Annotated in this window: 16 protein-coding genes; 6 read left to right on the top strand and 10 right to left on the bottom strand. The window is 50.3% G+C overall.

The features are described from left to right. Window positions 1–143 precede the first annotated feature (143 nt). Window positions 144–731 carry a hypothetical protein gene (locus Q8O92_02325; protein ID MDP2982150.1) on the bottom strand — a complete coding sequence of 196 codons (588 nt, stop codon included), beginning with the start codon at window positions 729–731 and terminating at the stop codon, window positions 144–146. Window positions 732–847: 116 nt separating this feature from the next. Here Q8O92_02325 and Q8O92_02320 point away from each other — a divergent pair, with 116 nt between their 5' ends. From Q8O92_02320 to Q8O92_02300, 5 genes are all read left to right on the top strand, one after another. Continuing rightward, on the top strand, window positions 848–1,561 hold the full coding sequence (locus tag Q8O92_02320; GenBank protein ID MDP2982149.1) for a hypothetical protein: 714 nt from the start codon (window positions 848–850) through the stop codon (window positions 1,559–1,561). Between the two features lie 2 nt (window positions 1,562–1,563). After that, window positions 1,564–1,926, top strand: coding sequence for a GerW family sporulation protein (locus Q8O92_02315; protein ID MDP2982148.1), 363 nt, complete (start codon window positions 1,564–1,566; stop codon window positions 1,924–1,926). Continuing rightward, the gene (gene pheA / locus Q8O92_02310) at window positions 1,920–2,780 is read left to right on the top strand and encodes a prephenate dehydratase (GenBank protein ID MDP2982147.1); all 861 of its coding nucleotides are present in this window, start codon (window positions 1,920–1,922) and stop codon (window positions 2,778–2,780) included. The genes Q8O92_02315 and pheA overlap by 7 nt, the downstream gene beginning before the upstream one ends. A 6-nt stretch (window positions 2,781–2,786) precedes the next feature. Then, window positions 2,787–3,806, top strand: coding sequence for a glycosyltransferase family 9 protein (locus Q8O92_02305; protein ID MDP2982146.1), 1,020 nt, complete (start codon window positions 2,787–2,789; stop codon window positions 3,804–3,806). Between the two features lie 267 nt (window positions 3,807–4,073). Next, window positions 4,074–6,923, top strand: a complete 2,850-nt coding sequence (locus Q8O92_02300; GenBank protein MDP2982145.1) for a helicase C-terminal domain-containing protein — start codon at window positions 4,074–4,076, stop codon at window positions 6,921–6,923. Between the two features lie 174 nt (window positions 6,924–7,097). Here Q8O92_02300 and Q8O92_02295 read toward each other — a convergent pair whose 3' ends face one another. Both Q8O92_02295 and Q8O92_02290 read right to left on the bottom strand, forming a co-directional pair. Beyond that, window positions 7,098–8,201 carry a hypothetical protein gene (locus Q8O92_02295; protein MDP2982144.1) on the bottom strand — a complete coding sequence of 368 codons (1,104 nt, stop codon included), beginning with the start codon at window positions 8,199–8,201 and terminating at the stop codon, window positions 7,098–7,100. A gap of 301 nt (window positions 8,202–8,502) precedes the next feature. After that, window positions 8,503–9,117 carry a hypothetical protein gene (locus Q8O92_02290; protein ID MDP2982143.1) on the bottom strand — a complete coding sequence of 205 codons (615 nt, stop codon included), beginning with the start codon at window positions 9,115–9,117 and terminating at the stop codon, window positions 8,503–8,505. A gap of 417 nt (window positions 9,118–9,534) precedes the next feature. On the opposite strand from Q8O92_02290, the gene Q8O92_02285 reads away from it, so the two are divergent. Beyond that, the gene (locus Q8O92_02285; GenBank protein ID MDP2982142.1) at window positions 9,535–10,638 is read left to right on the top strand and encodes a glycosyltransferase; all 1,104 of its coding nucleotides are present in this window, start codon (window positions 9,535–9,537) and stop codon (window positions 10,636–10,638) included. Window positions 10,639–10,715: 77 nt separating this feature from the next. Here the strand turns inward: Q8O92_02285 and Q8O92_02280 are convergent, their stop codons facing one another. The 7 genes from Q8O92_02280 to Q8O92_02250 form a co-directional block, all read right to left on the bottom strand. Then, window positions 10,716–11,750: a glycosyltransferase family 2 protein gene (locus tag Q8O92_02280; protein ID MDP2982141.1), complete on the bottom strand. Its 1,035-nt coding sequence runs from the start codon at window positions 11,748–11,750 to the stop codon at window positions 10,716–10,718. Continuing rightward, complete coding sequence (locus Q8O92_02275) at window positions 11,743–13,197, bottom strand: radical SAM protein (protein ID MDP2982140.1); 1,455 nt, start codon at window positions 13,195–13,197, stop codon at window positions 11,743–11,745. Before Q8O92_02275 ends, Q8O92_02280 begins: the two co-directional genes overlap by 8 nt. A gap of 1 nt (window position 13,198) precedes the next feature. Further along, window positions 13,199–13,531 carry a DUF2304 domain-containing protein gene (locus tag Q8O92_02270; GenBank protein ID MDP2982139.1) on the bottom strand — a complete coding sequence of 111 codons (333 nt, stop codon included), beginning with the start codon at window positions 13,529–13,531 and terminating at the stop codon, window positions 13,199–13,201. Next, window positions 13,521–14,255, bottom strand: coding sequence for a glycosyltransferase family 2 protein (locus tag Q8O92_02265; GenBank protein MDP2982138.1), 735 nt, complete (start codon window positions 14,253–14,255; stop codon window positions 13,521–13,523). Before Q8O92_02265 ends, Q8O92_02270 begins: the two co-directional genes overlap by 11 nt. Before the next feature lie 606 nt (window positions 14,256–14,861). Then, window positions 14,862–15,296, bottom strand: coding sequence for a hypothetical protein (locus Q8O92_02260; GenBank protein MDP2982137.1), 435 nt, complete (start codon window positions 15,294–15,296; stop codon window positions 14,862–14,864). Between the two features lie 239 nt (window positions 15,297–15,535). Beyond that, a complete protein-coding gene (locus tag Q8O92_02255; protein MDP2982136.1) occupies window positions 15,536–15,799 on the bottom strand; it encodes a hypothetical protein in 264 nt (87 codons plus the stop codon). 82 nt (window positions 15,800–15,881) lie between these two features. Beyond that, the coding region (locus Q8O92_02250; GenBank protein ID MDP2982135.1) for a hypothetical protein at window positions 15,882–16,802 on the bottom strand (921 nt) is incomplete at its 5' end.

Below are 16,802 nucleotides of genomic sequence, written 5' to 3'. Positions count from 1 at the left end.
CCCCTAGCCCCCTCTCCTAATTAGGAGAGGGGGTAACTCACCGAGGGCCATGTCTTTACCCTCTCCTAATTAGGAGAGGGTGGCTGAAAGCCGGGTGAGGTTTCGACAGAACTGAAGACTTTGTAACACTTTTTGCCTAATCATCACTGTTTTAATCCGAAATATGCCAGTGCGGCGGCCATGGAAAGGAAGGAGAGAATCTTCAATTTCCCCGGCTTTTCTCCGAGAATCGTTCTTCTGGTGCCGTTCGAAAAACGGCTTCCTGTATCGGCGGCATGAAGCGAGGACTCTGCAAGCGTATCGGAGCCGCTTTTCCCGAATTCATCGGCATAGAGAACAACACCGGACGAATCGAGGCATTTGGCATACATTCGCAGTGAAACATCCCGTATGAATTCGCGGTTTTTTATCTGAAGAGTGATACATGCTTCATGAATGAGAATAGAAAGCTGATACTCCGCTTTACTGTCGTCCTCGGTGATGGAAAATCCCTGGGCGGTAAGAATGGCTTCGGTGAGAATGCGCAGTTTTTTTTCCGGAACGATCCCTTCCGTAAAGGAAATTCTAACCGGTTTCCCTTTTTCGGCGACGGGATAGGTGATAATGGCGCGGACACATTCGGAATAGAAGGATTCAAGAATGTCATAGTCCGTCCGGACGGCCCCCACGGGAGTCTCGGCAAAAACAACTACGGGGAATATTACCAATAAAAACAGAATGCATGTCTTCACAGAAGAAATTCTCCTTAGCCCCTTCACGGGAACGGTGAAACCGTTTCATTTCGTAAAAATAACTGATTTGTACAGGATTTCCAAAAAATAAAGAGTCAAAGAAAGCCCGGTGCGTTATGATTTCATATATCCTCATCGTTCTGTGTGTTCTGATCGCGGTGATCTTCATGGCGCTTCTCCTTCCTATGAAGCTCTTTTTTTCGGCGTCCGGAGGCTCCAATGCGAGAGCGGTTCTTTCCGGAAGAGTCATGCTTTTCAACGGTTTGGCGGGCGGAGGCATGAAGTTCGATCATGGCCGCCTGTGGGCTGTTCTGTTTCTTGGCCCGAAACAGGTGACTGGGGTGGAAATCACTGCCGCTGCAGGAAGGCTCCGTGAGAGAAGAAAGGCAAAAGCCAGACAGAAACAGGCGAAAATGAAAAAAGAAAAGGCAGTCAAGCCTCCCGCCAGGTCTTTTACGGAGCGTTTCGCAGAATGGTGTCAGGCGGGGAAATACAAGAAATATGCCGCAATGGCTTTTCGCGCGGTCCGGGAGCTGATCGGGATTGATTACATCCGAGCGCGTCTTTCACTTGGTTTCGCTGACCCGTCGCTGACCGGCAAAATTGTGGGCATCATCTTCGCAGTAAACAGCGTATTGCCGAAATCGTGCACCATACAGCCGGAATGGGATTTCTCCAGGAAGATTTTTGCCGGTGAGGCCTCTCTTAAACTGACCTTTCGGAATTACCTTTTCTGGCTGCACCTTATAAAATTTATACGGCTTTTCAGAAAAAATCCCGAGACTGCATTTGCCGTTGCCGGCCAAACTCTCAATGCACAGGAGGCATAACTATGGATATTACCGAAGTAGTGAAAGTTATTATGGAGCAGATCAAGGAAACGGTTCGGGCGGAAACTGTTATCGGTTCTCCTGTACAATGCGAGGATTCGGTCATCATTCCCGTTTCCAAGGTCAGTTTCGGATTTGGCGCCGGAGGGGGAGTAAATGAATCCGGCCAGAAAGGATCGGGCATGGGAACCGGAGTTGGCGTTTCCATCGAACCCATCGCTTTTGTTGTGGTGTCAAAGGGGAAGGCGCAGCTTCTCCCGGTAAAGAACCGCGAGCCCGCAATCAACCACATTCTGGACCTGGTGCCCAGCGTCCTTGAAATGATAACCACTCTGGCCGCAAAGAAAAAAGAGGAAAAATGCTGATCACGAAACGTGTGGCATTTCAGGGAGAGCTCGGAGCGTACAGCGAAGTCGCGGCCTGCGAGTACTTCGACGGTAATGGAACCGTGATTCCCAAACCTTCATTCTCCAAGGTTTTCGATGCGGTGAGCGAAGGCGAGACGGAATACGGAATCATACCTATAGAGAATTCCCTCACCGGAAGCATCCACGAAAATTATGACCTTCTCCTGGCACATGAGCTGGTCATTATCGGCGAGATCAAACTCCGTATTGTGCACAACCTTCTGGTCAACGCGGGAACGAAGCTGGAGGATATCAGGAGAGTGTATTCCCATCCCCAGGCGCTTTCCCAATGCAAGGATTTTCTCGCACAACTGGAAGGGGTTGAACTGATAAGTGTGTATGACACAGCAGGGTCAGCCCGCCGGATTCGTGAAACCGGCTCGAAATGCGAGGTATCGATTGCCAGCGCACAGGCGGCGCGCGATTACGGTCTGGAGATACTGAAGTCGGGAATCGAATCCAATCACCAGAATTTCACCCGTTTTTTGATTCTCTCGCGGTCTCTCGAACAAGAGGCGGATAATTCCAAGACTTCCATTGTTTTCAGCACAAAGAACATACCGGGAGCGCTGTTCAAAAGCCTCAGTGTTTTTGCCCTCCGCGACATCGACCTTTACAAGATCGAATCACGGCCTATACCGGGAACTCCCTGGGAATACCTGTTCTATCTCGATTTTAACGGCGATATACGTCAGGAAGTTATCCAGCGGGCGATCAACCACCTGGAAGAAATTGCCAGTTTTCTCAAGGTGCTGGGCTCCTACCGCAAAGGGGAGGAAGTTATCGGCCGCATCCAGGAAAGGCATGATTGAGAAGGCATGGAGAATATCCTTGTCATCCGGTTCAGCTCGCTCGGGGATGTTGTGATGGCAACAGCGGTTGTGGAAGCCCTCCGGCGCGAATTTCCCCGGTCACAGCTCACTGTGCTGACCAGGGCGGTCTATGCGCCTGTTTTTGCAGGCGACAGGCGGATTGATAACCTGATTGGTATCAACGGCGGGGAGACTCCCTTCCGTATTGCACGCATGCTCGGCAACCATTTCAGTGCAGTTATCGATCTTCACGGCTCCCTGAGGAGCAGGATTGTTTCTTCCCTCTTGAAAGCTCCTCTCAAGCTTACGGTACAAAAGCATTCTCTGAGCCGCCGGCTCATGATCTGGTCACGGAACCGCTTCCGGAGAAAGTTCGATGCGCTTGGAAGCTATCTGGAAATCCTTCGGCCCCTGGGAATCTCTACACGGGTTCTCCCCCGTTTGAAACCGGGGGAAGATGTACTCGATGCTTCTCAGCAGCTTATTACGAAAATCAGAAAATCCGAATGCGGAAAACTGATCGGTCTCGCGCCCGGTTCGCGGCATCCGATGAAACGCTGGCCGGAAGCCTCCTGGTCGCAGTTGGCGGATAAGCTCTTAGTCCGCGGCGACACGCCGGTTTTCATCGGCGATAATGCAGATCAGGGGTACATCGACGACATCAGGGAAATGATGCGGAGAAATGCTTCATCCCTGGCGGGCGGCGATCTGTCTCTCACAATTGGGATTATCAGCCGTCTCGACGGACTGGTGACCAATGACAGCGGGCCTATGCACATTGCCGGAGCGCTCGACACTCCTTTTACCGCACTATTCGGCCCCACACACCCGGACCTGGGATTTGTACCGGGATACCCGTACGGGGCTGTTCTCCATTCAGGGATTCCGTGCAGCCCGTGCAGTGTGCACGGGCAGACTCCATGCCGCCTGAAAACCAGGAAGTGCATGGAAGCAATAACGCCTGACATGGCGGTGAAAGAATTGGACCGGGTCATGAACCTGCGCAGGGAAAAGGATGAAGGATGAAGATCCGGCAATAAAGGAAATATTATTTTCTACTCAGCTTTTTAAACCTCACCCCCTATCCCCCTCTCCTAGTCAGGAGAGGGGGTAACTCACGGCGGGCCATGTTTTTACCCACTCCTGAATAGAAGAGGGTGGCCAAAGGCCGGGTGAGGTATAGATTTTAGGCTTCAGACTTCTTTTTATCATCTTTTATCATATGCATCACATAAATCAGTGGTTCAGACAATCTTTGAGAGAAACAGAAACCCTGAATAAAGCCAAAGAATCATGCTCAGATACGATACATTCGTTTCGGTGGATATTGAAACCACCGGACTCAAAGCCGATCTTCACGAGATCATCGAAATCGGCGCGGTGAAAGTGGACAAGGGGGTGATCACCGCCGAATATTCGGAGCTGGTCAAACCCGAAAAGCCGGTGCCCGGCCATATCACACGGCTGACCGGGATCGCCGAAAAAGATCTGCACAACGCCGGCGACATCCATCAGGTGCTCCCTTCCTTTCTCGATTTTGTTTCCGGCTACCGGGTGCTGGGTCAGAATGTGGGATTTGATGTGGCGTTTCTCCGCTCCGCGGCCGGAATGGGTAATTTCGGTTCCTCGTTGGATACCTGCGAGCTTGCGCGCATTCTTCTCCCCATGCTTCCCTCATACAGCCTGGACAGCCTTATGGAGTTTTTCTCGCTTGAATGCGAAAACCGTCATCGCGCCCTCGATGACGCCCGTGTTACCGCGCAGATTTTCCTCAAGCTCACCGAAATGCTCCGCATGGTTCCGGACAGCCTGCTCAACGAGATGACCGCCATCGCCGGCCGTACCGGGAGCAGCCTCCGCGATGTTTTTGAAGCGCATCTCCTGGAGCGGATGAATGAAACAGCGCCGATGAAGTTGAAGAAGCTTTCACCGCCTGTCGCCGCTAAAATTGACAATATGTATGGTGATTTTTCCGGCGATGAACCAGCTAAAGAACCTGAATCCTCGAAGGTTGACCCGCAGTATGTGGCCTCCCTTCTGAGGAAAGGCGGCCGGATGTCTCAGATATATGACGCCTATGAAGAACGTACCGGCCAGATTGACATGGCAATGAAAATTACCTGCGCGTTCAACGATTCCGAGATCATACTCGCCGAAGCGGGAACCGGAACGGGGAAATCCATCGCCTATCTTCTGCCCGCTGTCCTCTTTGCAGAAACCGCCCGGGATCGTGTGGTAGTGTCCACAAACACCAAAAACCTGCAGGAACAGCTTTTTTATAAAGACATTTCGCTCCTCGGCGCCATTCTCGATTTTCCCTTCCGGGCGGTCATTCTGAAAGGACGGGGGAATTACATATGCCTGAACCGCTGGAAGCGCCTGGTGGAAACGCCGGAGCAGTATTTGACAAAAGCGGAGCGGGCGCTGGTGCTTCCTGTCGCCGCCTGGCTTCACACCACGGTGACCGGGGATATCTCAGAAACCGGTTTCATCCAGATGCTGTATGAGACCGGGCTTCTGGATCGCATCAACTCCGACAGCGCATTCTGCCTGGGGGCGCAATGCCAGTTTCGCGACCGGTGCTTTGTGAGCCGCATCCGTAAAGCGTCCCAGCGGGCGCACCTCATCATCGTCAATCACTCGCTCGTCTTCTCCGACATGGTTTCCGACGGAGGAGTTCTGGGCGGATACAGCCGGATTGTGTTCGATGAGGCTCATAATCTGGAAAAGCAGGCCATCAGGTTCCTGGGGGTGTCTTTTACCTATTACCGCATCAGGCGGATTCTCAACCGTCTTCACACGAAGAGCGAGGGGAGAGGCCACGGCGCCCTGGCGGTCATCTCCTCATGGATAGGTGAGATAGTGAAGGGATGGCCTGAGTTTGAAACATACATCCCTCTCATCGATGCTGCCATCGAGGCGGCGCAGCTTACCCGGTCACGGTCACAGGAATTCTTCGAACGCATGACCGCTTCGGTGCTTGCCGCCGTAAGCCAGAACGAAAGCATGCACGAGGGAAAACTCCGTTATTACCCTGAAAGTCCTGTTTTTACATCGAACAGCGATGCGGTCGAGGATTTCGCCGGGGCGCTGACCATACTCATCGAAGCGGCCGAGCAGGTTTTCAATTTCATCACCGGAGTATCTTCGAACCGGCTCAAACAGAAAGAGGATATCCTGATCGACTTCGAAAAAACCAAAGAGGACCTTCAGGCGGTGGTAAACGATCTCCAATTTTTGAGCGCGGCCTCCGGAAAAAACGTCTTCTGGTTCGAATACGGCGAAAACGGCTCCTATTATTCCCTCAAAATCCAGAGCGCCCCGCTCGATGTGGCCGAAAAGCTGGCCGCCGGTCTCTACGATCACATGGAAACGGTGATCATGACCTCGGCGACCCTCGCGGTGGCAAATGATTTTTCCTACATTCGCGACCGCCTCGGACTCAATCTCGATCAGCGTGAGCGGGTAACCGAATTCATCGCTCCTTCGCCCTTCGATTATGACCGTCAGGCCGCTGTAGTCATCCCCTCTTTTCTGCCTTCGCCCAAAGCGGAGGACTTTATCGAGAGGACGAACGAGGTACTCCTGGAGCTCGCCCGTGAGGTAGGGAGGGGGATGCTCGTTCTGTTCACTTCGCGCGGCCACCTGCAGCGTTCGTTCAACGAGCTTCATGACCCGTTCGCACGGTATGGGGTTACCCTTCTCGCCCAGGGAGTGGAAGGCTCCCGCAGCCATATCCTGCGAAGGTTTCAGGACGATGTACATTCGGTGCTCTTCGGAACCGATTCATTCTGGGAGGGAGTGGATGTGCCGGGAGAATCGCTAGAGATTGTGGTGATGGTGCGCCTGCCATTTGCGGTGCCAACCGAACCCATCGTGCAGGCGCAGATGGAGGAGATCGAGAAAGCGGGAAAGAATCCGTTCATCGAGTTTTCCGTCCCGGAAGCGGCCATCAAGCTCCGTCAGGGAGCGGGAAGGCTCATCCGCCGCCGTAATGACAAGGGCGCGGTGATCATCCTTGATAACCGGGTTACAACCACGCGCTATGGCGCCACATTCAAACGCTCGCTGCCGGGAAGAACCATGCGGGCGGACAGCCTGCCGATGCTCATCCAGAATTTGAAACAGTGGTTTGAGGGATGAAAAATGAAAAGATTGTCTGAACCGGTGATTTGTGTGATTTATACATGGCGACATAAATAATTGCACATGTTTTGAGCATTTAGATCCTGAAACGAGTTCAGGATGACACGTGTCATGCCGAACTTGTTTCGGCATCTAATCAGGGCAATCATTCACATCACGCGCATCAGTGGTTCAGATAATCTTTTCTTGCTTTTTCTGCTTCAGAAGTTTTTTACCGGTCTGGGAGATTATGGCGGAGGAAGGCCAGGCGAGGGCGGAGTGTTCGATGTGGATAATATGCTCGTTTTCACCGGGTGACCACTGCACCATTTCCTTTTTGGTGAGGATGCTCATAACCGGAATCTTGAGCGCCACCGCCAGTTGGAAAAGATCGGTGTTGTGGGTAACTACGAACGAGCATAAAGAGAGCAGACCCGCGACCAGGGATACCGGTCTGTCTTCGATCAGCATGATCTTCTTGCCGAATACCCCTTTGAGCGACGATGCAACATGGCGTTTTCCCGGTTCGTAGAATACGATTGCAGTCGCATCAAGTTCATTGACGAGGACTTTGACCACTGCTTCGGCATTTTTCCGTGAGATGGGTTCGCCGACCGTTTCCTTGGTCAGATCGAATCCGATTATCACATTTTTCAGCGGGTCGTGTCCGCCGGGAAAGTACCGGAGACGCACTTTTTCGCGGATTTCCGGGCTGACGGTCATGGTATAATCCCGGAAACTGCCCGTGATGCCCAGTGTGTGGAACATCTCCAGGTACCGCTCTACCTCGTAACGGTTTCCGGAAGCCGGAACGATTTCCACATTGAAAAATGAATATTCATTATCATTCCGGAAAGCCACACGGAGCGCGGCATTGGAAAGCCGGGTCAGGTAAGCCATGTTCAGGTCAAATTGAAAGGATAAAAAAAACGCCAGATCGAACTGGCGCCCAGCCAGAGATTCACCGACGGACTGAAATTTGGTGGAGTGGGGGTTTTCGATCTCATCTCCGAACGTGACAACTTCATTTATGGTCGGGTCATTCTGGATCAGAACACCCCAGGCGCTGTGCACCGCTGCGGTAATTTTTGATGCGGGGAAACGGTCGCGGATGGTTTTGAATACACGGGTGGCGAGCAGGATTGTTCCCATGCGGTTATAGGGGATGACCAGTATGTTTCTTGGATTCAGCAGGATTCTGGTCATGTCGACCGGAGGAGAATCCTCGGGCATGGGAAGCCTGCCTAGACGTATGAGTTTTACTTTCTTTTTAAAAAAATCAACTAAACTGTTCATTTATCAGTCCTGAAAACTATGGAACCCAAGGCATCGGTTATTTTTATGAAATCGCCACATATAATATGAATCGTGCCGCCATTTGAAACAACCATATTTTTAGCTGTTTTGAACTTGTTTCGGCATCTATCAATTAAACACAATACAGTTCATTTAACCACGAAAATCACGAAAAACACGAAATTTGCTTTTTGATAAAATCATTTTTTGTGCCTTTCGTGTGGTTCGTGGTTTAAAAATCTTGTACTTTTTCGTTAAAGTGAACAGTTTTACAATTAAACAGGATTATTCACAAGCCTTTTTAATTCTGGTTGATGGTGAACTCTTTATTCACAAGTGCCTTTCCTGCCATAGAATACACAAGGATTCGTATCTTCTTAACCACGATGCCGGTGATTTCATCGGACAAGATGATTTTACATTGTTTTCCCACACTGCGGTCGAAAAGAATCCCATTGCGATAATCAACAGGGAATCCGCGGAAAATGGGGCTGCGTGGAACGATTGCCATCTCGCCCGTCGAAACTTCGTCCGGATTGGTCACCGCCCAGATGTAGGTATTTTCACGGGAGGGAATATTGATGAGAGAGAAGGTGATCTCCATCCTGCCGTTTTTCTGACGGGATACGAACAGGTCGGAAATATCCGGCGTATTCGCACTAACCGGTGTTCCAGGTGAGGCAGTGACCGGTTTTACGGCGAGTTGGTCAGGCGAAAGTGATGGCGCATGCCCTGATGAAAAGATGGCGGACTTAACTACAATCCCTTTCCATGCCAACGAAATACCGAAACCGGTAAGGGCGATCATGATGGGTAGAATGACGAAAATCAGAAGAAAAAAAAAGACGCTTACCCGTATGGTAATCGGATGATGAGAATTTTTCAAAATGAGAACGGTAAACGGGGGTTTTATCATACTAATGCTTGATTTTCCAATTTATTTTTTGCCAGACTTGCCTTTGCATAGTAATCCCTTTTAAAGGATTCTTTGAAACTTTTTTGTATATAATATACAATCTCATACCTTATGTCAAGGTTTGCTGAGAATTATAATCCATATTTGACGATCCGGCAAAAAGTATTAAAAAGCTCTCTGATTTGACGAAAACCTCACCCGGCCTTCGGCCACCCTCTCCTAAATAGGAGAGGGTAGGAACAAGGCGCGTAACGAGTTACCCCCTCTCCTGACTAGGAGAGGGGGACAGGGGGTGAGGTTTAAAACACCAGAAAATAATGTTAAAATTACTTTTTGCCGGATCATCATATTTTAACAGGAAAAAATCTCAAATTTCTGGATATGCCTCATCGTGTATACTATACGGAAAACGAGTATATGCATCCTTTGATCATAATTACTGTGGCCGGCGGCCTGGTTTATGCGATTTTCCTGGGGGTAATCATGATCGCTCTCAGGAAAGTGCAGAGCGGAAAATCATCTGAATGCCGCTCAGTAAGTGTGGTCATTGCCGCTCATAACGAGAAAGATGCCGTTGTTTCCTGCCTGAAAGCACTGAAACATCAGGATTATGATGCCGGGCATTATGAAGTCATCGTCGCGGATGACCGTTCCAACGACGGTACATCCGAGCTGCTCGCGGAGGCAGGCAGAATTTGGCCCAGGCTTCGGGTTATCAGGATTGACGATGTACCGGAAGAAATCTCTCCTAAAAAAAACGCCCTGGCAAGTGCAATACAGTATGCGCAGGGTGAAATTATCCTTGAGACAGACGCCGACTGCATTGTACCGGAAGGGTGGATTTCCGGTATGGTGCGCAGATTTGAACCGGGAGTTGGAATAGTCGCCGGAATTGCTCCTTACTATGAAAGCCCCGGGATACTTAATTCCTTTATTCGGCATGAGTATCTCTGGAATGCGGCCCTTTCTGCGGGGAGCATTGTTCTCGGCCACGGGACCCATGCCAGCGGCCGTAACCTTGGATTCAGGAGGGATCTATTCCTTGAGCTTGACGGTTACGGTGAAAGCGCCCGTATCCTTTCAGGCGACGACACCCTGCTCTTACACCGTATCCAGCACTCACATCCGGGCCAGGCTGTCACTCAGCCCGATCCTGCGACTCACGTCTACACCGAAGCGCCCCGGACATTTTCCGCTTTTCTCAAACAGCGGCTCCGGCATATGTCCACCGGAAAATTTTTTGAGCCTTTCCATATCTTCGCCGGAGTAGTCATGTATGGCTATCATCTGCTTCTGGTGCTCACATTGGTCGTTTCACCGTTCATACCTATTCTTTTCATGGTGTTTCTCTTGTCATTTCTCTGGAAAACCTTGCTGGACGGGATAGTAGCACGGAAGGTACAAACGACATTGAAGCTGTCTGTACAATGGAATCGGTTTATACTCAACGAGCTGTTTTTGCTCATGTACATGGCCGCATTTCCCCTGATGGGAACGGTGGCTCCAGTTAGATGGAAGTAAAAACTTATCTTTTCAAATTAGATGCCGAAACGGTTTATCGTTCCCGCGAAGCGGCAACAAGTTCGGCATGACACGTGTCATCCTGAACTCTTTCCCAGGATAATTTCCGTTATCGGCATCCGAAATCGCATGATCAGTTTCATCATCTGAAGGCTGCTGATTTTCCTTTTCCCGGCTAACGCTTTCCGCCGCCGCAGCATGAGAGGAATACCGGCCAGGGCTGCCAAGAGTGCTCTTAAAACAGCGGCTGCGATCTCTCCCAGCCCTGTTTTTTCAGTAAATCCCCGTACTTCTCCGGTATCGGAAGCAACTGCATACATTTGCACCATGAACCGCCATACAGTGACAAAGGGCACCAAGAAGAGAATAGGGCAGGGGAAATTCTTCACCGCAACCCAGAAATGGTTTCTTTCCACCCAGAATATTTTCCGGATGCTGAATTTACCGGCTGTCATCGAAGAGTAATGTGTTACTTCTCCACCAGGAACGATGACCGCCCGATACCCTGCCCAGCGCAGACGCAGCCCTAAATCGGTATCTTCGCAATAGGCAAAAAACGACTCGTCGAAAAGGCCGGTAATCCGGAGCGCTTCCATTCTGAAAAGACAGACGCATCCGCTCGCCAGGAGAACTTCACGGGGACTCTCCAGCACCGGCGGGCGCATCCCTCTCATCGCCTGGCGTGACATCCCATCAAGGGCGATTCCCACTCCGCAGGAATCGAGAAAACCCGGCCGGCTGCCATCCATGATTATCGTAGATACTGCTCCGATTCGTTCATCGGTTCCCGCTTCTTCAACCATGGCGCGTATCCAAGCAGGAGAAGCCACCGCGTCGTTATTGATTATCGCTGCATACTTTCCCTGCGCCGCCTCAATTCCACGGTTATGGCCCCCGGCGAATCCTATATTTTCCGGGAGCCGGATAAGGCGCGCACGGGGGAATTCCCTCGATACCATACCTGAAATATCCTCCTGCGAACCGTTATCCACCACGATTATTTCCAGGGGCTGGTAATCCTGACTGAAGATGCTTTTCAGACACTGTCGGGTAATATCCAGTCCGTTGAAACAGACCACAACCACAGAAACCAGGGGGACTGCTTCACACATGCGTATCGTTATTCCTTCTCTTATTCCCGATTTTTGTGGATAGCACAACTTTCAGAAAAGCCAGAAAACCCTGAATCATGTAAGGAAGAAGACGGGGTCTGGCAGTGACTTCCGCCAATTTTTTCAAAATAATTCCGGGGCGGAGATAGAAAGCGACAAGAAGGCGTGAACGAGCCTTTTCCATATCTCCGGGTGTAAAACCATGCGGCGTGAAAACAGTGGTGATGACATTCATTTTCCGCCAGTCCCGCTCGAACGTTCCATACTGTGAAGCATAAGAGTATATGGCAGTCCCCGGGAAGGGGGTAAGCTGCATCACCGATATATCGTCGAGCGGCAGCTTTAAGGCCAGTTCCCTGGTACGGCGGAGGGAATCTTCGCTTTCGCCCGGGAATCCGACCATGAAAAATCCCTTGGTTTTGATGCCCGCTGCACGGCTGAGACGGACGGCATCTTCGATGTGAGAAAGGTTTTCACCTTTTCCCATATTTTTCAGTATCTGTTCATCTCCGCTTTCGATGCCATAGGATATGTGCCAGCAGCCGGCCTGTTTCATGATTTTCAGAATTTCGGGAGTAACCCGGTCAGCTCTGCCCAGGCAGGACCAGGTGATGTCGATATTTTCCGCAAGCAGTTTCCCGCAGAACTCCATGACCCATGTCCTGGAAGTGACAAAAGTATCATCCTCGATAAGAATTTCCTTCACACCATAGGTCTGCCTGAGTTCTTTCAGCATGGCGACCGCCCTTGCGGGACTGTAGGAGCGCACCCGGTTACCGAATACCGAGCGATCGCAGAAATGACAGCGGTTCGGACACCCCCGGGTAAAAACCAGAGAAGCGCAGGGGAACCGTTTCATCCGGGCGGGAGATGGCCGGAATGTCTGCGGAAAGCCCCGGATGAGATGCCAGGCGGGCATGGGCAGGGAATCCAGATCCATGATCAGGGGGCGAGGCGGGTTGACACGGATGCCGCCATTTATGCGTACGGCTGTACCGGGCGCAGTTTCCGAAAGCGAGCCGGTTTCCCCGAAAGCGCGGAGAATTTCCCGGAGGGTGTCTTCTCCTTCGCCGACAACTGCCATATCGAAGCCCGGAAATTCTGTGAGCGTCTCTTCCGGTATGGCGGTCGCATGGCTGCCCCCGATAATGACTGAACAGGGCCGGGCCTGTTTGATTTTTTCTGCAAGCTCCCCGGAAGCTGAAATGCCCGCGGTGGTCGAGCTGATTCCCACCACATCGGCGCCGGACTTGAGGACTGCTTGGAGCGCCCGTTCTTTCGACAGGCTCTCCGCAGATGCATCGATCACCGAAACCTTTACTCCCTCCTGTTCGGCGGCCGCGGCAAGACACACCAGTCCGAAGGAAGGCTGGCTGCTTCCGGCGCCGGAGAACAATCCATAGCGCTCTTCCATGGTCAGAGGGGCGGAAACCAGAGTCAGGCGCATACTATTCCTTTTTCGTCCGAAGCGCTAGTTCCTGGGTCAGCTTTTTAATCTGGCGATGCTGGGTGGAAATGACAATGGAAAATTGCAGGCACATGAGAAAGAGCACCAGGATGGAAAAAAGAAAAAGGGTGGTGGTCGGAGTCATGGCGCCGATGAAAGAAGTTACCCAGAGAAGCCAGGTGTACTTCAGCACGATGAGCGGAGCGATGATTCCCACACCCAGCCAGATCCAGCAGTAGGAGATATCCAATCTGCCCTTCTGGATAAGACGGATGATAAGAATCAATAAAGCAAAACTGAGTATGAGAGAAACAGCGATTTGTTTAGGATACATGGGTATTCCACCTCCTGCGATTCAATAACACGATAAATACAGAAAGAATCATCTTGAAGAAATAGTAAAACGGCCTTAATCCTGAATGTATGGAAGTCCCGCCTTCACGCTCTTTCATAGACACAGGCGCCTCCATCAAACGGAAACCGGCAAAATGTGCGGCTATCAGAACATCGATATCCGGAAAATCCCGGGGGAAATGCCCCTCGGCATACCATTCAAAAACTTTTCGATTCAAACATTGAAAACCGGAAGTGGGATCAGTAACCTTCTGTTTGGTTATCAGAGAAAAAATCCGGGCAAAAAACCTTTGCCCCATTCTTCTAACCAGCGGCGTGCGGTAGCTGCTTTTCCCGGAAATGTAACGGCTTCCCAGGGCGATATCGGTTTTCCCATCCATCACCAGGGACAGTACTGATGGGATTTCCTCAGCAAGGTGCTGGCCGTCGCCATCCATCTGGCATACGATATCAAAGTCGTGAAGGGAAGCATATAAATATCCGGTTTCCAGGCTGGCGCCGTACCCGAGGTTGACCGGATGGGATAGCACCGTCGCCCCGGCTTCACGGGCTTCCTGCTCGGTAAAATCGGTTGAGCAGTCATTCACCACAAGAACATTGACGGATGGAAGCGCATGCTGCACCGAGTGCACGACTTTTCCGATCCTCCCCGCTTCATTGTAAGCGGGAATGACCACTAAAACACGATTATCCGGGCAGAACATAAGGTAATTTTTTCTTGAAAAGAGTCTTTTGTATAAGTCGAGATTGTTGGAAGCAGCCCCCTTTAGTTCACCCCGCATGTACTACGTACAAGCGGGGACCCCGTGTCCTTCGGACATCCTTCCCCCGGAGGGGGCAGGAATTGACCGTGGAACAGCAACTTCCCTTGCCCCCTTTCGGGGGAAAGGGATCGAGGGATAGGGGGCTGTAGTTTACAACTCGCCTTCTTTTTATCGCGCCATGCGCTTTCGGGAAATCAGGTAAACACAAGCAGTTTCATGAGCACAAAGTTGAGAAAGGCCAGAAAAATCGACATGACCACGGTAACCAGAAAATAGTGAAATCCAAAAACATCAACGCCGGTAAATAGAATGACGTTGCCGAGACACAAAAGAAATATCTGTAAAGCGATAAATTTTATACCATAGGTAATATGCGTATTTACACGGTTTTGAAAAACAAATTTCTTACGATATACGCATACAAAACAGTAGTGCTGAGCCCGCCCAGAATGAATCGAATGATTTGACTTTCGAACGGTTTTCCCATTATGTTAATGATCATACATTTCAACCGGATGATAAGAATGTTCGAAGTTCCCCGCGGGGCTAATTTCTCCAAAAAGAGACTCTTATATATCTCACGCTCGACAATAGTAGAGCCAAACCGATACCTATATACAAAATCGCTAAATACTGCTTTGGGATAGCTGAATGACGCAGCATCGTTCCCATTACGATCATGACCACAATAATCAGATAGCTTTTCAAAGGAATGAAGGAGAAAAAGCATTTCTTCTCATCAGTAGAAAGGATTCTTTCTAAATTCTTATCTACTATTTTCAAAAAGCCAAAGTGGTGAGCAATTAATGCCAATAGCACCCCGGCACCCACGAACACATAACTGTTCACCTTTGAGGCATTTGATAACCATGAGAATGCCAAAAACAAAAGCACTGTACCCACACATATCCAAACAACCCCTGCAGTAAATAGCAGGACGTTATTCGTAACAGCAAGCTTATATTTGTTTCTTCTTGTCATAATGTTTTCTGTCTTCCGGCGTATCGCTAAGGGTGGATGATTCGGAAACTGCCTGATTATCGGTATAGGTTTGCGGTTCTGCATCAGTTCAAGGAGTTTGAGAAGGCTGTTTGGGTGATGCCGGGTGGACGGAGGGCAAAGATTATTATATAAATTTCTATGGTTCACCTACCACTGCTATCGAAAAATAAATCGCATAGGTTAAAGGCGGTCGGCTGCAACCGCCGGGTCAGGCCATTTTATGTTGCATCATTCCAGTATTCAATAAATGTTTTTTTTGCTTTTTTCTTTTCCTTTTCAACATCCTCCCCTTCTTTTACATCTTCAATCCAAATATTGACATACTCTATCAATGAATGTTTATATAAAGTATTTATTCTATCTGTTGATCCTGCTTTCTCTATGCCTGATTTTATTATCTGAATGAATATAGAATCATCTATTTCTCCAAGTTCATAGTTTTTTTGAAAAATACCGCTGATTATCTTTTTGGCTATTTCCATTGATTTTCTTTCTTATATTTGGGCCTAACGTCATGCTCACCAGCGCGCTTCAGCGCGTCCGGTGCAGCTACTAGTTGGGCGGCTACGCCACGAAGAGATTGAAGACGAACACATGAATGCGCACCTGTCGCCCTTCATCCTCACGAGATGTCATGTCGAACTGCCACTCGCCAGACCCTTCGGCCCCGCGTGAACGCTTGAACCGGGGGTGAGCCTCAAAGACCCCTGGAACACTTTCAAGGATTCCGCTGAACTTCGCGTTGTGCTTGTTGAATACTACGATCGAAGCCTTGCAGTCGCGCCAAGTTAGATACCCAAGAAGCTGATCGATGGCCTGGGATAATTCCTTTTGTCCCTTCCATATCTTGCACTCAGCTACGAAAGCGGCACGGGTGTCATCCTCAATGCGAATATCCGTCTTGCCGCTTCGCCGAAATGCCTCTCCGGTAGCGTCACCCTGATAGTGGCCGTTCAGATGTGCTAGAAGAATGTCTCTAAGTTGTTCTTCATCGTGGACGGCGTAGGTCTTAGGAGTTGTCTCGAAGGTTCTACCCTCGTGCCGAATCACAGACAGGATGTGCGAATAGTCTTCTTCCGTAATTCCAGGCTCGGGCTTATATCCGGATTTGGGTGGCGGTGGCAACGGACGAACAAGCTTTCTGGCAATCTTAACGGGCGCAAACGCGGGTGCCCCTTCTTTGCGCTTCAAGGGGATGCCCATGACGTCCTGTAAGCCTTCGTGTTTCTGTATCCGTCCTCGCCTTGCGCTAACTGCGGCAAGAATTTGTGGACGTAGGCCAGCATTGAAGCCTTCAATTTGCTGTTTTTGCGACTGTAGGTAGAAGCGGATCGTCTTCAACTCTTCATCTAAGCGTGCTTTGAATCGCTCTGGCGCCTCGTCTGCTGGTTGCGCCATATCGACTTGAACATGACCTGCATTCTCGCCGCGCGAACTTACTACCTTGGCATGCGGGAGAACCGACTGCCACTGATTCGGCTTCAG

The organism is Candidatus Latescibacter sp., from assembly GCA_030692375.1.
Classification (GTDB): domain Bacteria; phylum Latescibacterota; class Latescibacteria; order Latescibacterales; family Latescibacteraceae; genus JAUYCD01.
The sequence above is the reverse complement of the archived record's forward strand: the minus strand, read 5'-3'. Positions and strand labels throughout refer to the sequence as shown.